We start from the raw sequence: 21,082 nt of genomic DNA, 5'->3' as shown, positions 1-21,082 counted from the left end.
ATGCAAGTCGAAAATACGCCTCGAATGTCGCCGCAGACGTGACTGCGCCGGCGCCGGCAACCCCCACCTCGCCCGGCACAGAATGAAAATAATTGGCGAAAGCCTGTCCCCTTTTTTCACCTCGCCTGTCATTCCAGGCAAGTGAACAAATCGAGAGTTTCCTCCAATGCCCGCAGTCCCACCTTTGCGCTTGCGCCCGTTGCTCAACCTGAGCCTGCTGCTGAGCCTCAGTGCCAGCCCGTTATTCGTCGCCGTCAGCTATGCCGAAGACGCCTCGGCCCGCCGCAGTTATCAGGTGCCGGCCGGTAGCCTGAGTGCAGTCTTGACCCGCTTTGCCGGGTTGGCAGGGGTCAATCTGTCCGTGGACCCGGCGCTGGTCAGTGGGCGCAGCAGCAGTGGTTTGTCTGGTGAATATGGCGTGGAGGAGGGCTTCACCCGTTTGCTCCAGGGCTCGGGTCTGCAGTTGCAACCGGTGGGCGCGCAAGCCTTTATGTTGGTGCCCGCGCCGGAGGATGGCAGTGTGCAGTTGGCGCCGACGTCCATTCTCGGTGCTACTGCCGTGGCTGACGGCGATGCCTATGCCGGTGGGCAAGTCGCGCGGCGCGGCTCTCAGGGCCTGCTCGGTTCCCGGGACTTCATGGAAACGCCGTTCAGCATGACCACCTACACCGAGGCAGCGGTCAAGAACCAGCAAGCGCGCACCCTCGGTGACTTGATTGCCAGCGACCCGTCGGTACGCGCCACCAACCCGGCCGGCGGACGGTATGAGCAATTCACCATTCGTGGCTTCAGCCTGTTCAACAGTGATGTGGCCTACAACGGCCTGTACGGCGTGCTGCCCACCTACACCATCGACATGGAAATGGCCGACCGCGTCGACATCGTCAAAGGCCCGAGCCAGTTGATCAATGGCATTTCGCCGCGCGGCAGCGTGGGCGGCGGCATCAACGTGGTGCCCAAGCGCGCCACTGACAAGGACATCAACTCGTTTACCGGCACCTGGGCCTCGGGCAGCCAGGCCGGTGGCGCGGTGGATGTGGGGCGGCGCTTTGGTGAGGATAATAAATTCGGCATCCGCTTCAACGGCGTCAAACAGTCGGGGGATACCGATTGGGACCACCAGAGTGTCGACCGTGAAATGGCGGTGCTTGGCCTGGATTTTCGCGGCGAGCGCCTGCGCCTCTCCACCGATATTGGCCATACCGAGCGTGACACCGACGCGCCGCAGGAGCGCGTGCAGGTCGGCCCCAATGCCAGCGTGCCGAGTGCCAACGATGTGCGTCGCAACTATGCGCAGTCCTGGAGCAAAGCCAGCACCAACGACACCTTCGGCACGCTCAACGGCGAGTTCGACCTCAGCGACAGCGTGATGCTCTACGGCGGCGTGGGCGCGCGTAAAAGTAACCACGACTTCCTGCGTCATGCGGTATCGGTCACTAATAACGCCGGGGATTTCAGCGTGCTGCCCCGGGATTTCACCCGCGACGAAAATGTGCGCACCGCCACGGCGGGTGTGCGCAGTTGGTTCCACACTGGGCCGGTCAGCCATGAGCTGAACCTGGCGGCCAGCTATTTCTACATGGACTTCCAAAACGGTGGCGCGCGCTACGCCGCCGCGCCGAGCAACCTGTACGACCCCGTGCAAACGCCGACGCCGTCACGGCCAACGCGCATGGACTCCAGGGTCTACACCGAAAACCGTTTCAGCGGCGTGGCACTCTCCGACACCCTGGGCTTTTTCGACGACCGCTTGTTGCTGACCCTCGGCGCACGCTGGCAGCGGGTGAAGGTCGATGACTGGACCGACAACGTCAAAGGCGACACCGCCTACGATGAAGAAAAAGTCTCGCCCTCGGGCGGCCTCCTGTTCAAGGCCACCGACAAACTGTCGCTGTACGCCAATTACATGGAAGGCCTGAGCCAGGGCAAGATCGCGCCGTCTACGTCGATCAACGAAGATGAAATCTTTCCACCCTTTGTCAGCCGCCAGGTTGAAGTCGGCGCCAAGTACGATGCGGGCGCTTTCGCCGTGACCGCCGCGGTGTTCCGCATCAAACAGCCAGCCTATGAGACGAACGCCACGACGCGCGTGTTTGGCCCCAACGGCAAGCGCCAGAACGACGGCGTAGAGCTCAGTGTGTTCGGCGAGCCGCTCAAGGGTGTTCGTTTGCTGGGTGGGGTGATGGTCATCGACAGTGAGCTGACACACACCACCAACGGCACCTTCGACGGCAACCGCGCACCGGCCACGCCCAAGTACAACGTCAACCTCGGCGCCGAATGGGATGTACCCACACTGCAAGGGCTGACCCTGACCAGCCGTGGCATCTATTCCAGCTCGCAGTACCTGGACCAGTCCAACGTCAAGCAAATTGACGCGTGGAACCGTATCGATGTGGGCGCGCGCTACGCCTTCAAGGTGGATGACAAACACATCACCTTGCGCGCGAACGTCGAGAACGTCGCCGATAAACGCTACTGGAGCTCGGCCGGTGCTTCGGATGACAGCGAGCCGGGCCTGACCCTGTCGACCCCGCGTACGTATCTGCTGTCCGCCACAGTCGATTTCTGATTCCGCGCCGGGCTGGCTGGACTAAGTTCCTGTGGCGAGCGGGCTTGCCCCGCGTTGGGCAGCGAAGCGGCCCCACTAAAATCGCCGCGTCGTATCAGGTAAAACATGGCCTGAGGTTTTGGGGCCGCTTCGCGCCCCAACGCGGGGCAAGCCCGCTCGCCACAAGAGGGCCGATGCTCGCCAAAAATTGCGTTAATAAGAATGTTTTTTGATTGCAACGCGCCGATATGGAATAGTACCCGCCGTTTTCCCCAGCCTGTCTAGCCGGGGAGTGTTAACGCCGAGGTACTCTTCATGCGAATGCTGCGCTCTATCCCGACTCTTGCCGCCTGCCTCCTGGCATTGTCTTCCAGCGTATTAAGCGCCGCCCCCATCGACCTCAACGACGGCCAGCACGCGGTGCATCTGCCGGATGCGCCCAAGCGCGTGGTGGTGCTGGAATTTTCCTTTCTCGACAGCCTGGCCGCTGTTGACGTGACGCCCGTAGGCGCCGCCGATGACGGCGACGCCAACCGCGTGTTGCCCCGCGTGCGCCAAGCCATCGGCCAGTGGAAATCTGTCGGCCTGCGCTCGCAGCCCAGCATCGAGGAAATCGCGCGGCTCAAACCCGACCTGATCATTGCCGACCTCAACCGCCATCAGGCGCTGTACAGCGACCTGGCGAGCATTGCGCCGACCTTGCTGCTGCCTTCGCGCGGCGAGGATTACCAGGGCAGCCTGAAATCCGCCGAACTGATCGGCAAAGCCCTCGGCAAAAGCCCGCAGATGGAAGCGCGCATCGCCCTGAACCGTGAACACCTGAAAGCGATTGCGCAGCAGATTCCCGCCGGTGCCAGCGTGCTGTTCGGCGTTGCCCGCGAAGACAGTTTTTCCGTACATGGCCCCGACTCCTACGCCGGTAGCGTGCTCGAAGCCATCGGCCTGAAGGTGCCGTCGGTACGCGCCAAGGCCGCCCCCACCGAATTCGTCAGCATGGAGCAACTGCTCGCGCTGGACCCGGGTTGGTTGCTGGTCGGGCATTACCGGCGCCCCAGCATCGTCGACACCTGGAGCAAACAACCGCTGTGGCAAGTGCTGGGTGCGGTGCGCAATCATCACGTCGCTGAAGTCGATGGCGACAGCTGGGCGCGTAACCGTGGCGTACTCGCGTCCGAGCAAATCGCCGAAGACGCCCTGGCCATTCTCAAAGGCGGCAAAGCCGTATTGAGCCAATAAACATGCAACGCAGTGTCGCCGCCGTGGGCATCGTGCTGCTGGGCGCAGGGTTGTTCTGGCTCTCGCTCTACAGTTGGTCACCGTTCACCATCACCCCGGCGGACGCGTGGAATGGCCTGGTCCATCAGGGCAGCGTGGGCGGCAATATGGCCTATATCGTCGCTCAGTTGCGCGTGCCACGTGCCGTGTGTGCCGCCCTGGTGGGCGCCTGCCTGGGCCTGGCCGGCGCGCTCATGCAAGGCATCACGCGCAACCGCCTGGCGTCGCCATCGTTGTTCGGCGTGACAGCGGGCGCGGCGTTGGGGCTGGCCTTGTTTTCGACCGGGTTGGTGGCGCCACCCTTTGCCGGCGGTGCGCTGTTGATGACCTGTGTGGGCGGCGCGCTGGCCTGGGTCACGGTGTTCAGCCTGGGCGGCGCGTGGTCGCCGACCGCCGCGCAGGGTCGGTTGGTGCTGGCCGGTGTGGCCGTCGCGGCCTTGTGCGCGGCGTTGACCCGGCTCACGGTGATTCTGGTCGAGGCCCAGGCGCAAAGCGTGTTGAATTGGTTGGCCGGCTCGCTGGCCAACGTCGGTGCGGCGCAAGTGCAACTGCTTTGGCCGTGCACCCTCGTCGGTGGCCTGTGGGCCTTGTGGTGCGCGCCGCGCTTGAACCTGATCAACCTCGGCGAAGACGCCGCGCGTTCGCTGGGCGTGGGCATCTCCAGCCTGCGCTTGCAGGTGTTTATCGCCAGCCTGCTGCTGGTGGGTGCGAGTGTCTGCGCGGTCGGCCCCATCGGTTTCGTCGGGCTGATTGCGCCGAATATCATTCGTCAGTTTCTGGGTAACGACTACCGTTGGCTGATCCCGCTGAGCGCGGCATTGGGCGCGGTGATCGTATTGGGCGCCGACTTGCTCAGTCGCGCCGTGGCCTTCCCGGTGGAAACCCCGGCGGGCGTGGTCACCGCGCTGATCGGCGCACCGTTCTTCCTCTTTCTCGCCAGGCGCGCCCTATGATCCGGCCACGCGTGCGCCTATGGCTGCTGCTCGGCCTGTTGCTGGCGGCGACTTTTGTCAGCCTCAGCGCCGGCACCCTGTGGCTCAACCCCGCGACTGTGCTGGAGCGCCTGCTGGCCCATGATGCTCTCGACTTTGAAGTGTGGAACCACCGCCTGCCGCGCAGCCTGATCGCGATCCTCGCCGGGTGTGCGTTCGGTCTTGCCGGGGCGATAGTGCAGGGTGTAATCCGCAACCCGCTGGCCTCGCCGGAAATCCTCGGTGTCACCCAAGGCGCCGGTCTGGCGCTGACGGTTGCGATCATCAGTTGGCCACACATGCCGATCGCCTGGCTGCCGCTGGTGGCGTTGCTGGGCGGTGCCGGCGGCGCCTTGCTGCTGGCGCTGTACAACACCGGCGTGAGTTTTTCCGGGGTGCGCTTTGCACTTTCAGGGGTGGCAATTGCGGTCACCTTGTCCAGCGTTACCGAATTTCTGATCCTGTCCCACCCGCTGGATATCAACACCGCGTTGCTCGCCCTGACCGGTAGCCTGTGGAGTCGCAATTGGCACCATGTTGCGCTGGTGCTGCCGTTTCTGGTGCTGATCCCGCTGGGCCTGTGCCTGGCCAAACCGCTGAACCTGATCGCCCTTGGCGACGAAGCGGCGCACAGCCTCGGCACTGCGTTGAGCCGCACGCGCTGGCTGGCGATGGCGTGCGCGGTGGTGTTGACCAGTTTGGGGGTGGGGGTGATCGGGCCGATTGGTTTTATCGGGCTGGTCTCGCCGCACATGGCGCGGCGGCTGGTGGGCGGGCATCACGCATTTCTGTTACCGGCGGCGATGCTGATTGGCGCGCTGTTACTGGTGCTGGCCGACACCCTCGGGCGCACGCTGATCGCGCCCAGCGAAATCCCGGCAGGCGTGCTCACGGCGGTGATTGGCGCGCCGTATTTTCTTTGGTTGCTGGCACGGTTCAAGGGCTGATCACATGAGTATTCTCCAGGCGCAGCAGCTCGATATCGGCTATGGCACCACGCGCATCGTGCAGGGGCTTTCATTTGCGCCACCGGCGGGGAAGGTCACGGCGTTGATCGGGCCGAATGGTTGCGGCAAGTCCACCTTGCTTAAAGCCTTCGCGCGCATTCTAAAGCCAACCAAGGGTGAGCTGACGCTGGATGGCCAGGTCTACGCCAGCTTGTCCGCACGCCAATTGGCACAGCACATTGCGTTTTTACCCCAGGTATTGCCGGTGCCCGAGGGCGTCAGCGTGCGCCAGTTGGTTGCCTATGGCCGCAGCCCGCATAACTCGCTGTGGGGGCGCCTCAGCGGCAGTGATCAGAGCCATGTGGCGCAAGCGATGCAGCGTCTGGAACTGGACAGCCTGGCTGATCGCGCGTTGGCCGACTTGTCCGGCGGCCAACGTCAGCGCGCCTGGCTGGCCATGGTGTTGGCGCAGAATGCACCGGTGGTGTTGCTGGATGAGCCGACCACTTACCTCGACATCAGCCATCAGGTTGAACTGATGGACTTGATGGGCGAATTGGCCGCTGAAGGCAAGACCGTGATCACCGTGCTCCACGACATCAACCAGGCCTGCCGGTATGCCGACCATCTGGCAGTGATGCACGGCGGCAAGCTGGTTGCCAATGGCACCCCCGCCGCGGTGATCAGCGCCGATCTGATGCGCCAAGTGTTTGATGTGCAGGTGCAGGTCATCAATGAACCCGTGTCCGGCACGCCGATGTGCATCGTCGAAAAAAGCACCCGCACTCACGCCTGACACCGTTCAAATGTGGGCGCTGGCGGGTCAGTCACCTCCTGCATCACGGGTGCGGCCTCATCGCAGGCAAGCCAGCGCCCACATTAATCACCTCAGTGGGCTTCTCCAGCGTTTGAAGCTTGATTGAGCGCGAGAGCACCTGCGCTTTATTTGCGGCGCCCAGTCAATTTGGATAGGGTGCAGGCCTGACCTGCATGGACTGCAACATGACCGAATCGCATTCGCCCGCTTCACCCAAGACCCGCCGCGCCCCCAAGGGTGAAAAACGTCGCGAGGAGCTGCTGGACGCCGCTTTGCAGGTGTTTTCCCTGGAGGGCTACAGCGGCGCGTCGGTGGCGAAAGTCGCGGCAATCGTCGGCATTTCGGTGGCCGGTGTGCTGCATCATTTCCCGAGCAAGATTTCATTGTTGATGGGCGTTTTGCAGCGCCGTGACGAGGTCAATCAACGCATTGCCGATGAAGTGCGCGCCGAGAAATCGTTGTCCGGGTTGCTCGGCAGCCTGCGCGCGATCAACCGTTCAAATGCCACCGCGCCTGGCGTGGTGCGCGCGTTCACTATTTTGAATGCAGAGAGCCTGCTTGATACCCACCCGGCGTGGTCCTGGTTTCAGGCGCGCTACGCGGGAATTCAGCGGCGTATGTACGCGCAGTTTGCCGACCTGGTGGCGGCGGGGGAGGTGCGCAGCGACGTGGATATCGCCGGGCTGGTGGAAGAAATCCTGGCCATGATGGATGGCCTGCAGATCCAGTGGCTGCGCTTTCCAGAGCAGGTGGACCTGGTAGAGCGTTTCGACACCTACATTGCGCGGGTCGATGCGGCGATCAGAACCTGAGGACAACGCAGTCAAAAGGTGGGAGCTGGCTTGCCTGCGATTCAGGCAACCGGGTGTATCTGGTACACCCAATCGATGCCATCGCAGGCAAGCCCGCTCCCACACACACACAGCAGTCTCCTACTGCCTTGGATCAGTTACCGGCAGCACTGCCCTGGCTGCTGTCATCGGTGGTGTCGTAGCCGTCACCGTCGCTGGTGCCGCTGTCACCTTCGTTCTGGTGCAGCACGCCGCCGGTCTTGACCGTCGACTCACGCAACGTCGATTTCAGCGCCGAGCGCGGCAGCGGGTTGCTGGTGGTGGTCGACAGTTCCTGGCGGAACGGGTTGACCAGCTTGGCGTTCAGGCGAATATCCTGAGACGAGGCGCCCACCGACAGGTTGAAGCTGTCGGCGTCCACCACCCATTGCTTGCTGTTGACGTCGTAGTAGGCCAGCGAGCGATCGTTGAGTTCGATGGTCACACGCTTGCTCTCGCCCGGCTTGAGGAACACCTTCTTGTAGCCCTTGAGCTCCTTGATGGCGCGTTCGACTTTCGGGTTGTTCTGGCCCACATACAACTCGGCGACTTCAGCGCCCGCCACCTTGCCAGTGTTGGCCAGGTCGAACGAGACCTTGATCGGTGCACCGGCCACTGCGACACCTGGGCTCACGCTGATGTTGCTGTAGCCGAAGGTGGTGTACGACAAGCCGTAGCCGAACGGGTAAAGCGGCTTGATGCCTTTCTTCTCATAACCGCGATAGCCCAGGAACAAGTCGTCCTTGTAGCTCATTTCGGCCAGGGTTTCCTGGTTGTCGAATTTCGGGAAAGTCGCGTAGATCGGGTTGTCTTCGATGTTGCGTTCGATACTGATCGGCAGCTTGGCCGATGGGTTGACCTTGCCCAGCAGGATCTCCGCCAACGCCTGGCCGCCGTTCTGCCCAGGGTAGAACGCATGCAATGCGGCCGGCACCTGGTCGATCCAGTCACTCATTTTCAGGCCGGTGCCGCCGTGCAGGGTCACCACGGTATTGGGGTTGACCTTGGCAATGCTCTGGATCAACTGGTTCTGGAATTCCGGCAAATCGAAGCTGTGGTCGAAGCCTTCGCCTTCGTATTCGTTGCTGTTACCGGCTGCCACCAGCACCGCGTCGTAGTTCGCCAGGTCCTGTGGAGCAACCAGCGAAGCCCAGCTCATCTGCACGCCCACCAGGCCGCCCATGGTCGACAGGTAGCCGTTGCGGCGCGAGTATTCGAGCTTGATATCAACCGGCTTGCCCGCTTCCAGGTTGACCTTGGCAAATACCGGGATGGTCGGCGGAATGCTGTTGTTCGGCAGCGGCTTGCCGTCACCGTTATCGAGGACCTTCTGGCCATTCACGTACAGACGTACGGCACCGTCGGCGCGGATCTTGAACACCTGTTCGCCGCTGACGGTCGGGGTGATCTGGCCGCTGTAGCGAATCGAGGTGGCGGCGGTATCACCGTTCACCGGCAGGCTGTCGGTGGACCAGTCCAGGTCGACATGGTTGTCGGTGCGCGTGGCGGCCGGGTCGCCGGACCAGTTGGTGTTGCTGAAGAACTCGGTCTTCACACCTTTGACGCTGTTGCCATTGCTATCGGTATGGGTCCAGTTCGAGGTGGACGGGTCCAGGGACAGCCCCTCGATAAACTCAACCTTGGCCCCCGGTGCCAATTGCTGCAGGCCGCTCAGCTCACTGATGTAGTTGGCCGCCATTACGTTGGCGCTGCCGAAACCGGTCGGTGGCGCGTACTTGGCCAGCGTGCCGACCACGGCGATGCGCTTGACCTTCTTGGCGTCCAGCGGCAGCACATTGTTCTGGTTTTTCAGCAGCACAATGCCTTCGCGGGCAGCATTGAGCGCGACGCGGTTGCTGGTGGCGCTGTTCATGTTGTGGCTGGTCAGCGGGGCTTTGCTGTCGAACTTGTACAGGTAGATCTGCTTGAGGATGCGGCGCACCTTGTCATCGATGGTCGCGCTGCTCAGCTCGCCGCTGTCGAGGAACGGCTTGAGGACGGTGCTGTTCATCTGGTAGCCCATCATGTCCAGGTCGGTACCCGCCTGCGCCGCCGGCAACCCGTCGACCACTGCGTTGTAGTCGCTCTGCACAAAGCCCGGATAGCCCCATTCGGTTTTCAGAATGTCGCGCATCAGGTGCTTGTTCTGGCAGGCGAATTCGCCGTTCACCTTCTGGAACGAGCACATCATCATCGCCACTTTGCTGTTCTTCGAGGCTGACTCGAAAGGCGGCAACGTCATCTCGCGCAGCACGCGTTCGCTGATGGTTTCGTTGAGGTGGAAGCGGTTGCTTTCCTGATCATTGGCGGCGAAATGCTTGGCGTTGGCCCACACCCCGCGCGACTGAATGCCGTTGATTACCGCCGGGCCCAGGCTAGCGCCGAGGAACGGGTCTTCACCGGACAAATACTCGAAAGCACGGCCGCTGTAGGGCATGCGGTACAGGTTCACCCCTGGCCCGGTGACGAATTGATAACCGCCGCTGGCGGTGTCGTAGCCCAGCGCGCGGCCCAGGTCGATGGCGCGACGCGGGTTCCAGCTGGCGGCCAGGTTCGGGCCGGACGGATAAACTACGCCTTGGGCGTTGCCTTCGCTGGTGTAACGCACGCCGACGCCGCCGTCAGCACCATGAATTTGCGGGATGCCGTACTGGGTCAGTGGCTTGACGTCCCAGCCGCCGGTGCCGCCGATGTAGGCAAGCTTTTCTTCCATGGTCATCTTGGCCAGGGTCTTGTCCGCCGCCTTTTCGGCGCGGTTCACCCGGCCTTCGTCGAGGGCGGGGTTGGTGGCGGCATGCACTTGGGACACGGCCAGGGCCAGCAGCGCAAACGCCGACTGCGCACCGATCATCTTGCGTTTATTCATGAGTCTCTCCGACAACTGTTTTAGTAAACGTAGGGCATCGAAACGGCGCTTTACAGCGCGCGCTCGTCACTTTTTCAAAGGCATTAGTTCGCCGAGATCGCAATATTTGGCCGATGGCTCATTGCAACTACTGGGCGAATTTCGCAGTTTTATTAATGTAATAATTATATGAGTTGTTATTGTGAGTAGTGTCTATGCGATATCACTTGGTGGCATTTTGAATCGCAAAAACCGCATAATTAAGGCAATTCTTGCGCTTATATGTCAAACGAAAGCTAATTTTTGCGTGAAATTAGAAATATTTTCTTACGTTCGGGAACAAATGCTAAACCTACTGGTCGATTGGTTTAAGATAATTTGCGTGGTGTGGCGAACTAGTGGCTTTGCTCGGTAGTTCTAAAGTGCCATGTTTTAAGCAGGCTGTAATAACCAACGCTTTGGTGTAGGGTCTTGATCGAGTTCAAGGCGCCACTTGGGCTATCTGCTGTTTTTAAATTGGAGACTGTTGTGATGAAAATTTCCCTGATGGGTGCTTGTGCCGTGCTGGGCGTTGCATTGAGTGGCGCTGCCATGGCTGCTGAATCCACCGACGCCGACGCGACGTCGGGCGCTGCCGATTCCACCGTGATGACCCAGGCGCACGACGCCAAGGCGGCGAAAAAACAGAAAGCCGAAACCACCAAGGGTGGCCGCCCGCTGAGCAGCAGCCAGACGACGGCGCCCAAGACGTCCGACTAAGGTTGGATGCGCCTGTTCCCGGTACGCCTTGCCCCGAGGTGTGCCGCGAACGGGTTTTTTAACAATGGCCCCTCAGATTTCTACCCATGCCCCAGTCCAGCCCCTTAACGCCCATCGACGCCTGCCAGATGCACATCCCCGACACCGAACAGGTGTGCGCGTGGCTGATGCAGCAGGCCGGTTTGAAAACCGTCGATCTGGAGCGTGCCCGGCGTTTGTCGCAAGAGTCCGACGACACCGAATTGCTCGGCCTGCTGACGCGACTGGGGTTGGTCTCCGAAGTTGAACTGGCCCGCGCCTGGGCTGCCCTGCTCGGCGCACCGTTGCTGCTGGCCGACGCCGCACCGCCGCTGCTTGACCCGCTGCCGGCACTGACCGAACGCTTCATGCGCCATCACCAAGTGGTGCCGGTGGGCTGGAGCCAGGGTGGTTTGCGCGTGCTGGCGGCCAACCCGGCGCAGTTGTACCCGTTTCAGGCCCTGGCGTATGCCTGCGATGTGCCGATCTGGTTGGCCATCGGCCCGCGCAACGAAGTCGAAACCCTGATCGAGCGCTACTACGGCCAAGGCCGCTCGGCCATGGGCACGCTGATCGAAAACCTCGACGAGCAGGGCGGCGCCCTGGAAGACATCGAGCATCTCAAGGACATGGCCTCCGAAGCGCCAGTGATTCGCCTGGTCAATTTGATCCTGCAACGCGCCGTGGAAAACCGGGCGTCGGATATCCATATCGAGCCCTTCGAAAATCAGCTGCAGGTGCGCTACCGCATTGACGGCGTGTTGCACGAAGCCGAAGCGCCGCCTTCCAGCTCTTCGGCGGCGGTGATCTCGCGGGTGAAGATCATGGCGCGCCTGGACATCGCCGAGCGCCGCCTGCCACAGGATGGGCGGATCATGCTGCGCATCCAGGGCAAGGAGCTGGACTTGCGGGTGTCCACAGTGCCCACCAGTTTTGGCGAATCGGTGGTCATGCGTTTGCTCGACCGCCAAACCGTGCAGTTCGATTTCCAAAGCCTGGGTTTTGACGGCGAGCGTCTGGATGCGTTTCTCGATGTGCTGGAACGGCCCCACGGCATTCTGCTGGTCACCGGGCCCACCGGCTCCGGTAAAACCACCACGCTGTATACCGCGCTGTCGCGGCTCAACACTGCCGAGCGCAAGATCATCACCGTCGAAGACCCGGTGGAATACCAGCTGGAAGGGATCAATCAGATCCAGGTCAAACCGGCCATCGGCCTGGATTTCGCCGGGGCGCTGCGCTCCATCGTGCGTCAGGACCCGGACGTGATCATGATCGGTGAAATCCGCGACCTCGAAACCTGCCGCATCGCCATCCAGTCCTCGCTGACCGGCCACCTGGTGCTCTCGACGCTGCACACCAACAGTGCGGCAGCGAGTATCACGCGCCTGCTGGACATGGGCGTCGAAAGTTACCTGATCGCTTCCACGGTCAACGGCATTCTGGCCCAGCGCCTGGTCAGACGCCTCGATCCAGCCACGCGCGAAGCCTTTGAAGCACCGCCCGAGTTGATCGCTGAACACGGCCTCGATCGCTTCACCGACCAGCGTCCGATCCTGCTTTATCGACCGCGCGCCGATGCGCCTGGCGGCGGTTATCACGGCCGCAGTGCAATCACCGAGTTGCTGGTGATGAACGAAGAACTGCGCGGCCTGCTGATGCGTCAGGCCGACGCCGCCACCCTCGAACAGGCCGCACGCCGTGGTGGCTTGCGCACCTTGCATGAAGAGGGCTTGCGCCAGGCCGTGGCCGGCGTGACGTCGCTGGAAGAAGTGCTGCGCGTGACCCGAGGCGACGGCGCATGAGCCTGTTCAAATACCGCGCCCTCGACAGCCAGGGTGTGAGCCAAAACGGCACCCTGGAAGCCAGGGATCAGGCCGCCGCCGTCGCCGCGCTGCACAAGCGTGGCCTGATGCTGTTGCAGATTGATCCCGCCGGCAGCCAGGGCCTGCGCAATGCCTTGGGTCGCGGCCAGTTGAACGGTGCGGCGCTGGTCAGTTTCACCCAGCAACTGGCCACGCTGCTCGGCGCCGGCCAGCCGCTGGAGCGCTCGTTGAACATCCTGCTCAAGCAGCCCGGCCAGCCGCACACCCGCGCGCTGATCGAGCGCATCCGCGAACACGTCAAGGCCGGTAAGCCATTGTCCGCCGCGCTGGAGGAGGAGGGCAGCCAGTTCTCGCCGCTGTACCTGAGTATGGTGCGCGCCGGCGAGGCAGGCGGCGCGCTGGAAAATACCCTGCGTCAGCTCAGCGACTATCTGGAACGCAGCCAGTTGCTGCGCGGTGAAGTGATCAACGCGCTGATCTACCCGGCGTTTCTGGTGGTCGGCGTGCTGGGCTCCCTGGCCTTGTTGCTGGCGTATGTAGTCCCTCAGTTCGTGCCGATTTTCAAAGACCTCGGCGTGCCGATCCCGCTGATTACCGAAGTCATTCTCGGCCTTGGCCAATTCCTCGGCGCTTATGGCCTGGCGGTGTTGGCCGGGCTGATCGTGACGGTCTGGGCCTTGGCCGCGCGCCTGCGCAACCCCAGGCACCGCGAAAAATACGACCGGCGCGTGCTCGGCATTCGCATCATCGGCCCGCTGTTGCAGCGGGTTGAAGCGGCGCGACTGGCACGCACCCTTGGCACCTTGCTCAGTAACGGCGTGGCCTTGCTGCAAGCGTTGGTGATCGCCCGCCAGGTCTGCACCAACCGCGCCTTACAGGCCCAGGTCGCGCAGGCGGCCGAGTCGGTCAAGGGCGGCGGCACCCTGGCCAGCGCGTTCGGCAGCCAACCGCTGTTGCCGGACCTGGCCCTGCAAATGATTGAAGTCGGCGAACAGGCCGGTGAACTCGACAGCATGCTGCTCAAGGTCGCCGATGTGTTCGACGTCGAAGCCAAACGCGGTATCGACCGCATGCTCGCGGCCCTGGTGCCGTCGCTGACCGTGGTCATGGCCGTGCTGGTGGCGGTGATCATGCTCGCGATCATGCTGCCGCTGATGAGCCTGACCAGCAATATATGAACCCTCGAGGATCCAACCCGATGCGCCCGACCCGATTCAATGCTGCACGCCGCCAAAGCGGTTTCACCCTGCTGGAAATGCTCGCCGTGATCGTGCTGTTGGGCATTGTCGCGACCATCGTGGTGCGCCAGGTCGGCGGCAACGTCGACAAGGGCAAGTACGGCGCCGGCAAGGCGCAACTGGCCAGCCTGAGCATGAAAATCGAAAGCTACGGCCTGGACCTCGGCTCCCCACCCAAGAACCTGCAGCAGTTGGTCGAAAAACCCGCCAACGCCGCCGGCTGGGCAGGCCCGTACGCCAAACCGTCAGACCTCAAGGACCCGTTCGGCCATGCCTTCGGCTATCGCTTCCCCGGTGAACATGGCGCCTTCGACCTGATCTTCTACGGCCAGGACGGCCAGCCGGGCGGCGAAGGTTACAGCGCCGACCTGGGCAACTGGGAATAACCCCTGGCCATGTCCAAGCCCCAAGCCGGATTTACCCTGCTGGAAATGTTGGTGGTGATCGTTCTGATCAGCATCGCGGCCGGGTTGGTGGGGTTTGGTCTGCAACAAGGGCTCAAGGCTGCCAGGGAGCGCCAGACGGTCGGGCAGATCGTCGATGCCCTGCGCAATACGCGAGCCCGGGCGATTGTCAGCGGGCAGTCGGCCAAGACCGAGTTTGATTTGCAAACACTCAGCTTCAAGGCGCCGGGTCGACCGACCAGGCATTGGCCGGCCGATTTGCAAGTGACCCTGCACACCGCCGAACAGGCGGGCTCGGCGGTGGAGTTTTACCCCGACGGCAGTTCCACCGGCGGCAATCTGTTGTTGGCCAATGGCACGCGCCGCTGGCGCATCGATATTGGCTGGCTGACCGGCAGCGTGCAGTCCAAGGCGTTGCCATGAAGCGCCAGTCGGGTTTCACCTTACTGGAGATGCTTGCGGCGCTGATGCTTATGGCGATGTGCAGCACTGTGCTGCTGGTCGCCTTCGGCCAAAGCGCACGCTCGTTATTGCAGGTCAATCACAGTGATCGCCTGACCCATGCGGCGCTGAGCGTGATGGATCAGGAAGGCACGGGGCCGCTGACCAACGAGGTTCGCCAGGGCAACCTGGACGGCATTCGCTGGCAGTTGAACATCGCCCAGCAGCCGACCCGAATGGGCCAGCCGCGCCTGTTTCGCCTCGACTTGAACGTCAGCGAAGGCCCGCGACAGGCGCATTTCAGCACCCTGAAATTGCGCGCCGCAAGCGACAGGGCGCCGCTGTGAATAGACGCCAACAGGGCTTTACGTTGCTCGAAATCATGATTGTGCTCAGCCTGCTCGGGGTGCTGCTGACCCTGGTCGGTGGGGCATTGCTGGGGGCGAACCGTGCGGTGCTCAAGGCCCAGCGCTACACGGTCAGCCTGGACGAAATGCGCGCCGCTCAGCAGTTTTTGCGCACATCCATCAGCGAGGCGTTGCCGTTGGACGTGACCGAAGACGACAGCCAGACCGACGGCTTTTTTGCCGGTTCCGCGCAGCGTCTGCAATTTGTCGCGACCTTGCCTGGCGTGCTCGGTGGCGGCATCCAGCGCTTCACCTTGCAACTCACCGGGGCCGAGGGCCAGCGCGACTTGCAAGTGGCGTTCGCGCAGTTTGAATCTGCCGCTCACGCCAGCGTGCCGGCGTCGCGCAGCGAACCTCAGGTGCTGCTGAAAAACCTTGAAGATGTGCAATTCAGTTATCGCGGCGTGTCGCCCAAAGGCCAGCCCACCGGCTGGCTCAGCGACTGGCCCTGGACCAAACGCTTGCCCTATGCCGTGCGCATCGACGCCACGGTGAAGGGGCCGGTGCCTTGGGTCACTCAGGTGGTGGCCTTGCGCTTGAACCTGTCGGGCGGAGCATCGGATCAATGAAGCATCAGCGTGGCGTCGCCCTGTTGCTGGTGCTGTGGGTACTGGCCCTGCTCAGCCTGTTGCTGGGCGGCCTGGCCGGTTGGGTGCAACTGGAAACGCGCCAGGCCCTGTGGCATCGCCAGCACACCCAGGCCGTGCTGGCGGCGGAGGCGGGCGTGGCGTTGGTGATGCAGGCCCTGGCCGACCCGGTGCAGCGCAAACAGTGGGTCGCCGATGGGCGCGAGATGCCTCTGGTATTTGACGACGCGCAGTTGCACGTGAGCCTGCGCAGCGAGCGCGGCAAGTTGTATTTGAACAGTGCCGAGCCTGCTGATTTCTCCCGCCTGGCCCTGGCCTGCGGGGCGACTCAGGCTCAGGCCACACAGTTGGCCAAAGACCTGGAAAACCGGCGCAACAGAGGCCTGGCACCGTTTCGCGTGGTGGAAGAGTTGCGCCAACTGCCGGGCATGAGCCAGGCGCTGTACAGCCGGTTGGTGCCGCAGATCACCTTGTGGAGCGGCCTGGATCGACCCGATCCGGCGTTTGCCGGCGCGCTGATGCGCAAGGCCTTGAACCTGCCGCAGCAAAGCGCGGTGGGCGCCGATCCCGGCGAAGTGTTGGTGATCAGCAGTCGAGCAAACCGCCCCGGCGGTTATCACGCGCGGTTGCATGTCACTGTTTTATTGAGCCCATCGGAGGGAAGCGCACAACCTTATCGGGTGCTGCGTTGGCAGGAATGAATCGATCGTTATCCAAATCCCTGGCCCAGCTTGAGCAGCTGGCCGAGCCCATCGTCCGGCAGTGGCGCGGCAGCCTGCTGCAACTGGGTTGGCGGCTGTGGCTCAAGGAGCTGCGCGGCTGCCTGCCGGCCTGGTTGAAGCACCACGAACCGCCGGAGCAGACCTACCACTGGCCGCTGACCGAGCCGGTCGCGACAACGCCCGATAACGTGCGTCAGGTGCTGATGCTCGCCCCCTCGGCGGTGCTGGTGCAGCGGCTGCAACTGCCGTTGGCGGCGGCGCGCAACCTGCACGTGGTGGTGGGTTATGAGCTCGACCGGTTTACCCCGTTTGAAGCCCAGCAGCTGTATTTCGTGGCGCGTCAGGAGCGGCGCATGCCCAACCATCTGGACGTAACGTTGGTGGCGATCCTGCGCGAACGCCTCGACCAGATCCTGCTCGACTGCGCCGCCCTTGGCCTGCGCCCGCATCAAGTGGATGTGCAAAACCTGGGAATCGACCTGCTGCCCGCGCCGTTGCGTCCGCGCCAACGGGCCAGGGGCAAAGGCTTGCAGCGCAGTCTGCCGTGGCTGTGCGGTGCCTTGCTGATTGCGGCGATGCTGCTGTGGCTCAACGATCGCCAACGGGTACTCGACACGATGCAGGCCAGCGTCCAGCAACAAAAAGCCCAGGTGGCCGAGGTGCAGCGCCTGCGCCAGCAATTGCTCAACACCCGTGGCGCCGCGCAGTACTTGATCCGCCGCAAATCGGCCCAGCCACCTTTGGCAGCGTTGCTCAACGAACTGACCACCTGCCTGCCCGCCGACACCTGGATCGATCAATTGGAAATCAACGATGGCGCCGATGTGTCGTTCTCCGGGCAAAGCGCCAAGGCCAGCGCGCTGATCACCCGGATCAAGGCGTGTCACAGCCTGGAAAACGCCCAGTTCGAAGGGGTGATCCAACCGGATGCGAAAACCGGCAAGGATCAGTTTTCCTTGCGTGCCCACCTGCACCAGGAGGCCGCCGATGCGCCGACCACTGACACCCCGTGAACGTCGTGGCGCAGCGCTGCTGGTGCTGGCATTGGTACTGGGCGCCGCTTACTGGCTGTTGATCGACAGCTGGTTCGCCGGGCCGCTGCGCACCATGGGCGAGCGCGCTGAACAGTTGCGCGAGCAGCAGCAACGTTATGCCCGCGTGCTGCATCAGGGCGAGTCGCTGCGCGAGCAGTTGGAGCAAGCCCGCCAGGATCCGGCCAGCAGCAACAGCCTGCTGCCGGGAGAAGACCCCAGCGCTGTGGCGGCGGATTTGATGCAGCGCATCGCCGATCTGATCAACAGCCGTGCCGAGGTCGGCGGCGGTTGCAGCTTGACTCAGCGCATGCCGATCACCCCGGAGCAGGACGACACCGAGCCCTATCGGCAGGTCAAGGTCAGCCTGACGCTTAACTGCGCCATCGAGCCCTTGACCGCGATCCTGCACGAACTGGAGTACCAGCAGCCGTTTCTGTTTGTCGATGAAATGAGTATCCGTCGCCGACCCGATGCTCCCGCCAGTGGCGGCGCGGGCCAATTGGTCGTGCACTTGCTGGTACGTGGTTATCTGCAACCGGCTGGCGCCAGGCAGGTGGCCCGATGATCAACGCATTGCGCCCCATCGAATGGGGCTTGCTTGGTTTGTCTGCGCTGTTGGGCCTGTTGATGGTCGGCATTCTGAGCAGCATCGGCGATGCCCCGCAGTGGCTGCCGGAGCCGGCGCCGAGCGCTAGCACCCGCGCGGCGGCCAAGGTCCAGGTTGCACCGCAAGCGAGCCTTGAAAGCCTGGCCGGTACCTGGCAGGCACCGTTGTTCAGTCCGGACCGCAGCCCCGATCATGCGGTCGGGCAAGCCCAGGTTTCCAGCCTGTCGAGCCTGACGCTGACCGGCATCCTGATCGACGGCGACCTGCGGGTCGCGATGCTCAAGCGTGCCGACGCACCGCCGCTCAAAGTCCACCAAGGCCAGACCCTGCCCAACGGCTGGCGGCTGGAACACCTGACACCGCGTGACGCGCGCTTTGCGCAGGACGGCCGCACGCAAACCCTGAGCCTGCGCGCCTTGCGTTTGCCGCCGCCGTCCACCACACCCCCGATTTCCCTTCCTCACGAGTCAAACCCTTGATCGATACATTCCCTGGCGCCTTGCGCACCACCGTGTTTTGCCTGGCCACCGCCGTCTCCCTCGGCGGCTGTGGGACCTTCCCCAACCGCCTTGACCCGGACGATGCCCTGTTGCACGAAGCCATGCAGGGCACCGGCTCGCAACGGCCAGCCGTGGACCCGGCCAGCGAACAGGCACCGCCGGATAACCGCCAGCCCCAGGCCGCGACATTGCCGCAGCGCCAGTTGATTCGCGGCAACCAGCAGTTTGTGCGCCAACCCGCGCCCGCGCCGGCGGCTAAAGATGAGGCCACCGGTGACATCGTGTTCAACTTTGCCGACCAGCCCATCGAGGCGGTGATCAACAGCGTGATGGGCGACCTGCTGCACGAGAACTACAGCATCACCCAGGGCGTGAAGGGCAACGTCAGCTTTTCCACCTCGAAACCGGTGAACAAGAAACAAGCTCTGTCGATTCTTGAAACCCTGTTGTCGTGGACCGACAACGCGATGATCAAGCAAGGCAATCGCTACGTCATTCTGCCTGCCAACCAGGCGGTGGCGGGCAAGCTGGTGCCGGAAATGCGCGTTTCCCAGCCCTCCAGCGGCTTGTCGGCGCGGCTGTTTCCGCTGCGTTATATCTCCGCCACCGAGATGCAGAAACTGCTCAAACCATTCGCCCGCGAAAATGCGTTTTTGTTGGTGGACCCGGCGCGCAATGTGTTGAGCCTGGCCGGCACCCCTGAGGAACTTGCCAATTATCAGGACACCATCGACACGTTCGACGTGGACTGGCTCAAAGGCATGTCGGTAGGCGTGTTCGGCCTGCAGCGCGCCTCAGTGGCCGAGCTGATGCCCGAGCTACAAAAAATGTTCGGCCCCGACAGCGGCATGCCCCTGGCGGGCATGGTGCGCTTTCTGCCGATTGAGCGGACCAACTCGGTGGTGGCGATTTCTTCCCAGCCGCAGTACCTGAGTGAAGTCGGCGACTGGATTCATACCATCGACGAAGGCGGCGGCAATGAGCCGCAAATGTACGTCTACGACGTGCGCAACATGAAGGCCACCGATCTGGCCAAATACCTGCGGCAGATCTACGGCAGCGGCGCGATCAAGGACGACGCGCCGGCCAAGGTCGCTCCCGGTTTGCGCACCGCGACCTTATCGTCGCCCGGCACCAACAGCACCTCCGGCAGCACGCCCGGTGGCCTCAATGGCGCCAATACCGGCATGGGCAACAACCCGGTTGGCGCTGAAGAGGACGAGCAGGAACCCGAAGCCGATCCGGACAGCGAAAGCGCGGAGCAGGGCGCGAGCACCGATGCACCCGCCAAAAGCCTCGACGCCGGCACCCGCATTACGGCGCAAAAGAGCAGTAACCAACTGCTGGTGCGCACCCGCCCGGTGCAGTGGAAGGAAATCGAGTCGGCAATCAAACGCCTCGATAACCCACCGCTGCAAGTGCAGATCGAGACGCGCATTCTGGAGGTCAAGCTCACCGGTGAACTCGACCTTGGCGTGCAATGGTACTTGGGCCGCCTGGCCGGTAACTCGACCAGCACCACTGTGGGCAATACGGCGGGTAGCCAGGGCGCCCTGGGCGGTGGCGGCGCGGGCCTCGGCGCTACGGATTCGTTGTTCTATTCCTTCGTCAGCACCAACCTGCAAGTGGCCCTGCACGCGCTGGAAACCAACGGCCGCACCCAGGTGCTTTCGGCGCCGTCGCTGGTGGTGATGAACAATCAGCCGGCGCAGATTCAGGTGGGCGATAACATTCCCATCAGCCAGACCACGGTCAATACCGGTACGTCCGACACAACATTGAGCAGTGTCGAATATGTGCAGACCGGGGTGATTCTGGATGTAGTGCCGCGGATTAATCCGGGTGGTCTGGTGTACATGGATATTCAGCAGCAGGTCAGCGACGCCCAGGACCAGACGTCCAGCAACGACACGCAGAACAACCCGCGTATTTCCACGCGCTCGGTGTCCACGCAGGTGGCGGTGCAGAGTGGGCAGACGGTGTTGCTTGGGGGGTTGATCAAGCAGGACAACGCGGAGAGTGTCAGTGCGGTGCCTTATCTTGGGAAGATTCCGGGGTTGCGGTGGTTGTTTGGGAATACCAGTAAATCCAAGGATCGCACGGAGTTGATTGTGTTGATTACGCCTAGGGTGATTACGAGTAACGGACAGGCGCGGCAGGTGACGGATGATTATCGCCAGCAGATGCAGTTGCTGCGGCCGGGGGGGTGAGGGGCATATCCGTTATTTGGGTGATGGCTGATATGGGTTCCGCTCTTACAGCGGGTCACTTTTGGAAGTACCGGAAGCCGGCCCAGCCAAAAG

At 62.8% G+C, this 21,082-nt stretch carries 19 protein-coding genes; 18 read left to right on the top strand and 1 reads right to left on the bottom strand.

Annotated features, from left to right (window positions below):
* Nucleotides 1–166: 166 nt before the first annotated feature.
* The 6 genes from ACP7A2_RS01695 to ACP7A2_RS01670 all read left to right on the top strand — a co-directional run bounded on the left by ACP7A2_RS01695 (nt 167) and on the right by ACP7A2_RS01670 (nt 7,373).
* Nucleotides 167–2,572, top strand: coding sequence for a TonB-dependent siderophore receptor (locus tag ACP7A2_RS01695; protein WP_426132831.1), 2,406 nt, complete (start codon nt 167–169; stop codon nt 2,570–2,572).
* Nucleotides 2,573–2,872: 300 nt separating this feature from the next.
* Nucleotides 2,873–3,787 (top strand): Fe(3+) dicitrate ABC transporter substrate-binding protein, encoded by a 915-nt coding sequence (locus ACP7A2_RS01690; RefSeq protein WP_426132940.1) that lies wholly within the window; start codon nt 2,873–2,875, stop codon nt 3,785–3,787.
* Nucleotides 3,788–3,789: 2 nt separating this feature from the next.
* A complete protein-coding gene (fecC, locus tag ACP7A2_RS01685) occupies nt 3,790–4,779 on the top strand; it encodes an iron-dicitrate ABC transporter permease FecC (RefSeq protein WP_375067525.1) in 990 nt (329 codons plus the stop codon).
* Nucleotides 4,776–5,744, top strand: coding sequence for an iron chelate uptake ABC transporter family permease subunit (locus tag ACP7A2_RS01680; RefSeq protein WP_426132830.1), 969 nt, complete (start codon nt 4,776–4,778; stop codon nt 5,742–5,744). The genes fecC and ACP7A2_RS01680 overlap by 4 nt, the downstream gene beginning before the upstream one ends.
* A 4-nt stretch (nt 5,745–5,748) precedes the next feature.
* Entirely contained in the window at nt 5,749–6,540 is a 792-nt protein-coding gene (fecE, locus tag ACP7A2_RS01675; RefSeq protein ID WP_426132829.1) for a Fe(3+) dicitrate ABC transporter ATP-binding protein FecE, read from the top strand.
* A gap of 206 nt (nt 6,541–6,746) precedes the next feature.
* Nucleotides 6,747–7,373 carry a TetR/AcrR family transcriptional regulator gene (locus ACP7A2_RS01670; protein WP_426132828.1) on the top strand — a complete coding sequence of 209 codons (627 nt, stop codon included), beginning with the start codon at nt 6,747–6,749 and terminating at the stop codon, nt 7,371–7,373.
* A gap of 133 nt (nt 7,374–7,506) precedes the next feature.
* Here ACP7A2_RS01670 and ACP7A2_RS01665 read toward each other — a convergent pair whose 3' ends face one another.
* On the bottom strand, nt 7,507–10,257 hold the full coding sequence (locus ACP7A2_RS01665; RefSeq protein ID WP_426132827.1) for a glycoside hydrolase family 3 C-terminal domain-containing protein: 2,751 nt from the start codon (nt 10,255–10,257) through the stop codon (nt 7,507–7,509).
* A gap of 510 nt (nt 10,258–10,767) precedes the next feature.
* Between ACP7A2_RS01665 and ACP7A2_RS01660 the strand changes: the two genes are divergently transcribed.
* The 12 genes from ACP7A2_RS01660 (at nt 10,768) to gspD (ending at nt 20,989) form a co-directional block, all read left to right on the top strand.
* Nucleotides 10,768–10,995, top strand: coding sequence for a hypothetical protein (locus tag ACP7A2_RS01660; RefSeq protein WP_426132826.1), 228 nt, complete (start codon nt 10,768–10,770; stop codon nt 10,993–10,995).
* A gap of 86 nt (nt 10,996–11,081) precedes the next feature.
* Complete coding sequence (gspE, locus tag ACP7A2_RS01655; protein ID WP_426132825.1) at nt 11,082–12,818, top strand: type II secretion system ATPase GspE; 1,737 nt, start codon at nt 11,082–11,084, stop codon at nt 12,816–12,818.
* The gene (gspF, locus tag ACP7A2_RS01650) at nt 12,815–14,017 is read left to right on the top strand and encodes a type II secretion system inner membrane protein GspF (protein ID WP_426132824.1); all 1,203 of its coding nucleotides are present in this window, start codon (nt 12,815–12,817) and stop codon (nt 14,015–14,017) included. Before gspE ends, gspF begins: the two co-directional genes overlap by 4 nt.
* Nucleotides 14,018–14,037: 20 nt before the next feature.
* Nucleotides 14,038–14,463, top strand: a complete 426-nt coding sequence (gene gspG, locus ACP7A2_RS01645; protein WP_348057589.1) for a type II secretion system major pseudopilin GspG — start codon at nt 14,038–14,040, stop codon at nt 14,461–14,463.
* Nucleotides 14,464–14,472: 9 nt separating this feature from the next.
* A complete protein-coding gene (locus tag ACP7A2_RS01640; protein WP_426132823.1) occupies nt 14,473–14,904 on the top strand; it encodes a pilus assembly FimT family protein in 432 nt (143 codons plus the stop codon).
* Nucleotides 14,901–15,269: a prepilin-type N-terminal cleavage/methylation domain-containing protein gene (locus ACP7A2_RS01635; protein WP_426132822.1), complete on the top strand. Its 369-nt coding sequence runs from the start codon at nt 14,901–14,903 to the stop codon at nt 15,267–15,269. The genes ACP7A2_RS01640 and ACP7A2_RS01635 overlap by 4 nt, the downstream gene beginning before the upstream one ends.
* The gene (locus tag ACP7A2_RS01630; RefSeq protein ID WP_426132821.1) at nt 15,266–15,898 is read left to right on the top strand and encodes a prepilin-type N-terminal cleavage/methylation domain-containing protein; all 633 of its coding nucleotides are present in this window, start codon (nt 15,266–15,268) and stop codon (nt 15,896–15,898) included. The genes ACP7A2_RS01635 and ACP7A2_RS01630 overlap by 4 nt, the downstream gene beginning before the upstream one ends.
* Nucleotides 15,895–16,617: a type II secretion system minor pseudopilin GspK gene (locus ACP7A2_RS01625; protein WP_426132820.1), complete on the top strand. Its 723-nt coding sequence runs from the start codon at nt 15,895–15,897 to the stop codon at nt 16,615–16,617. Before ACP7A2_RS01630 ends, ACP7A2_RS01625 begins: the two co-directional genes overlap by 4 nt.
* Nucleotides 16,614–17,651 (top strand): PilN domain-containing protein, encoded by a 1,038-nt coding sequence (locus tag ACP7A2_RS01620; protein ID WP_426132819.1) that lies wholly within the window; start codon nt 16,614–16,616, stop codon nt 17,649–17,651. Before ACP7A2_RS01625 ends, ACP7A2_RS01620 begins: the two co-directional genes overlap by 4 nt.
* A complete protein-coding gene (gene gspM / locus ACP7A2_RS01615) occupies nt 17,626–18,237 on the top strand; it encodes a type II secretion system protein GspM (protein WP_348057578.1) in 612 nt (203 codons plus the stop codon). Before ACP7A2_RS01620 ends, gspM begins: the two co-directional genes overlap by 26 nt.
* Nucleotides 18,234–18,758, top strand: coding sequence for a hypothetical protein (locus tag ACP7A2_RS01610; protein ID WP_348057576.1), 525 nt, complete (start codon nt 18,234–18,236; stop codon nt 18,756–18,758). The genes gspM and ACP7A2_RS01610 overlap by 4 nt, the downstream gene beginning before the upstream one ends.
* Nucleotides 18,755–20,989: a type II secretion system secretin GspD gene (gspD, locus tag ACP7A2_RS01605; RefSeq protein ID WP_426132818.1), complete on the top strand. Its 2,235-nt coding sequence runs from the start codon at nt 18,755–18,757 to the stop codon at nt 20,987–20,989. The genes ACP7A2_RS01610 and gspD overlap by 4 nt, the downstream gene beginning before the upstream one ends.
* Nucleotides 20,990–21,082 lie beyond the last annotated feature (93 nt).

The sequence above is a fragment of the Pseudomonas sp. PWP3-1b2 genome, assembly GCF_049896045.1.
Lineage (GTDB): Bacteria > Pseudomonadota > Gammaproteobacteria > Pseudomonadales > Pseudomonadaceae > Aquipseudomonas > Aquipseudomonas antarctica_B.
This window is presented reverse-complemented; position numbering and strand designations above follow the sequence as displayed.

What these genes read in the sequence shown, in the direction of transcription:
- ACP7A2_RS01660 (WP_426132826.1), top strand. Translation starts at nt 10,768, where the DNA reads ATGAAAATTTCCCTGATGGGTGCTTGTGCCGTGCTGGGCGTTGCATTG.
- gspE (WP_426132825.1), top strand. Translation starts at nt 11,082, where the DNA reads ATGCCCCAGTCCAGCCCCTTAACGCCCATCGACGCCTGCCAGATGCAC.
- ACP7A2_RS01670 (WP_426132828.1), top strand. Translation starts at nt 6,747, where the DNA reads ATGACCGAATCGCATTCGCCCGCTTCACCCAAGACCCGCCGCGCCCCC.
- gspG (WP_348057589.1), top strand. Translation starts at nt 14,038, where the DNA reads ATGCGCCCGACCCGATTCAATGCTGCACGCCGCCAAAGCGGTTTCACC.
- fecC (WP_375067525.1), top strand. Translation starts at nt 3,790, where the DNA reads ATGCAACGCAGTGTCGCCGCCGTGGGCATCGTGCTGCTGGGCGCAGGG.
- gspF (WP_426132824.1), top strand. Translation starts at nt 12,815, where the DNA reads ATGAGCCTGTTCAAATACCGCGCCCTCGACAGCCAGGGTGTGAGCCAA.
- fecE (WP_426132829.1), top strand. Translation starts at nt 5,749, where the DNA reads ATGAGTATTCTCCAGGCGCAGCAGCTCGATATCGGCTATGGCACCACG.
- ACP7A2_RS01610 (WP_348057576.1), top strand. Translation starts at nt 18,234, where the DNA reads ATGATCAACGCATTGCGCCCCATCGAATGGGGCTTGCTTGGTTTGTCT.
- ACP7A2_RS01635 (WP_426132822.1), top strand. Translation starts at nt 14,901, where the DNA reads ATGAAGCGCCAGTCGGGTTTCACCTTACTGGAGATGCTTGCGGCGCTG.
- ACP7A2_RS01625 (WP_426132820.1), top strand. Translation starts at nt 15,895, where the DNA reads ATGAAGCATCAGCGTGGCGTCGCCCTGTTGCTGGTGCTGTGGGTACTG.
- ACP7A2_RS01690 (WP_426132940.1), top strand. Translation starts at nt 2,873, where the DNA reads ATGCTGCGCTCTATCCCGACTCTTGCCGCCTGCCTCCTGGCATTGTCT.
- ACP7A2_RS01620 (WP_426132819.1), top strand. Translation starts at nt 16,614, where the DNA reads ATGAATCGATCGTTATCCAAATCCCTGGCCCAGCTTGAGCAGCTGGCC.
- ACP7A2_RS01680 (WP_426132830.1), top strand. Translation starts at nt 4,776, where the DNA reads ATGATCCGGCCACGCGTGCGCCTATGGCTGCTGCTCGGCCTGTTGCTG.
- ACP7A2_RS01695 (WP_426132831.1), top strand. Translation starts at nt 167, where the DNA reads ATGCCCGCAGTCCCACCTTTGCGCTTGCGCCCGTTGCTCAACCTGAGC.
- gspM (WP_348057578.1), top strand. Translation starts at nt 17,626, where the DNA reads ATGCGCCGACCACTGACACCCCGTGAACGTCGTGGCGCAGCGCTGCTG.
- ACP7A2_RS01640 (WP_426132823.1), top strand. Translation starts at nt 14,473, where the DNA reads ATGTCCAAGCCCCAAGCCGGATTTACCCTGCTGGAAATGTTGGTGGTG.
- ACP7A2_RS01665 (WP_426132827.1), bottom strand. Translation starts at nt 10,257, where the DNA reads ATGAATAAACGCAAGATGATCGGTGCGCAGTCGGCGTTTGCGCTGCTG.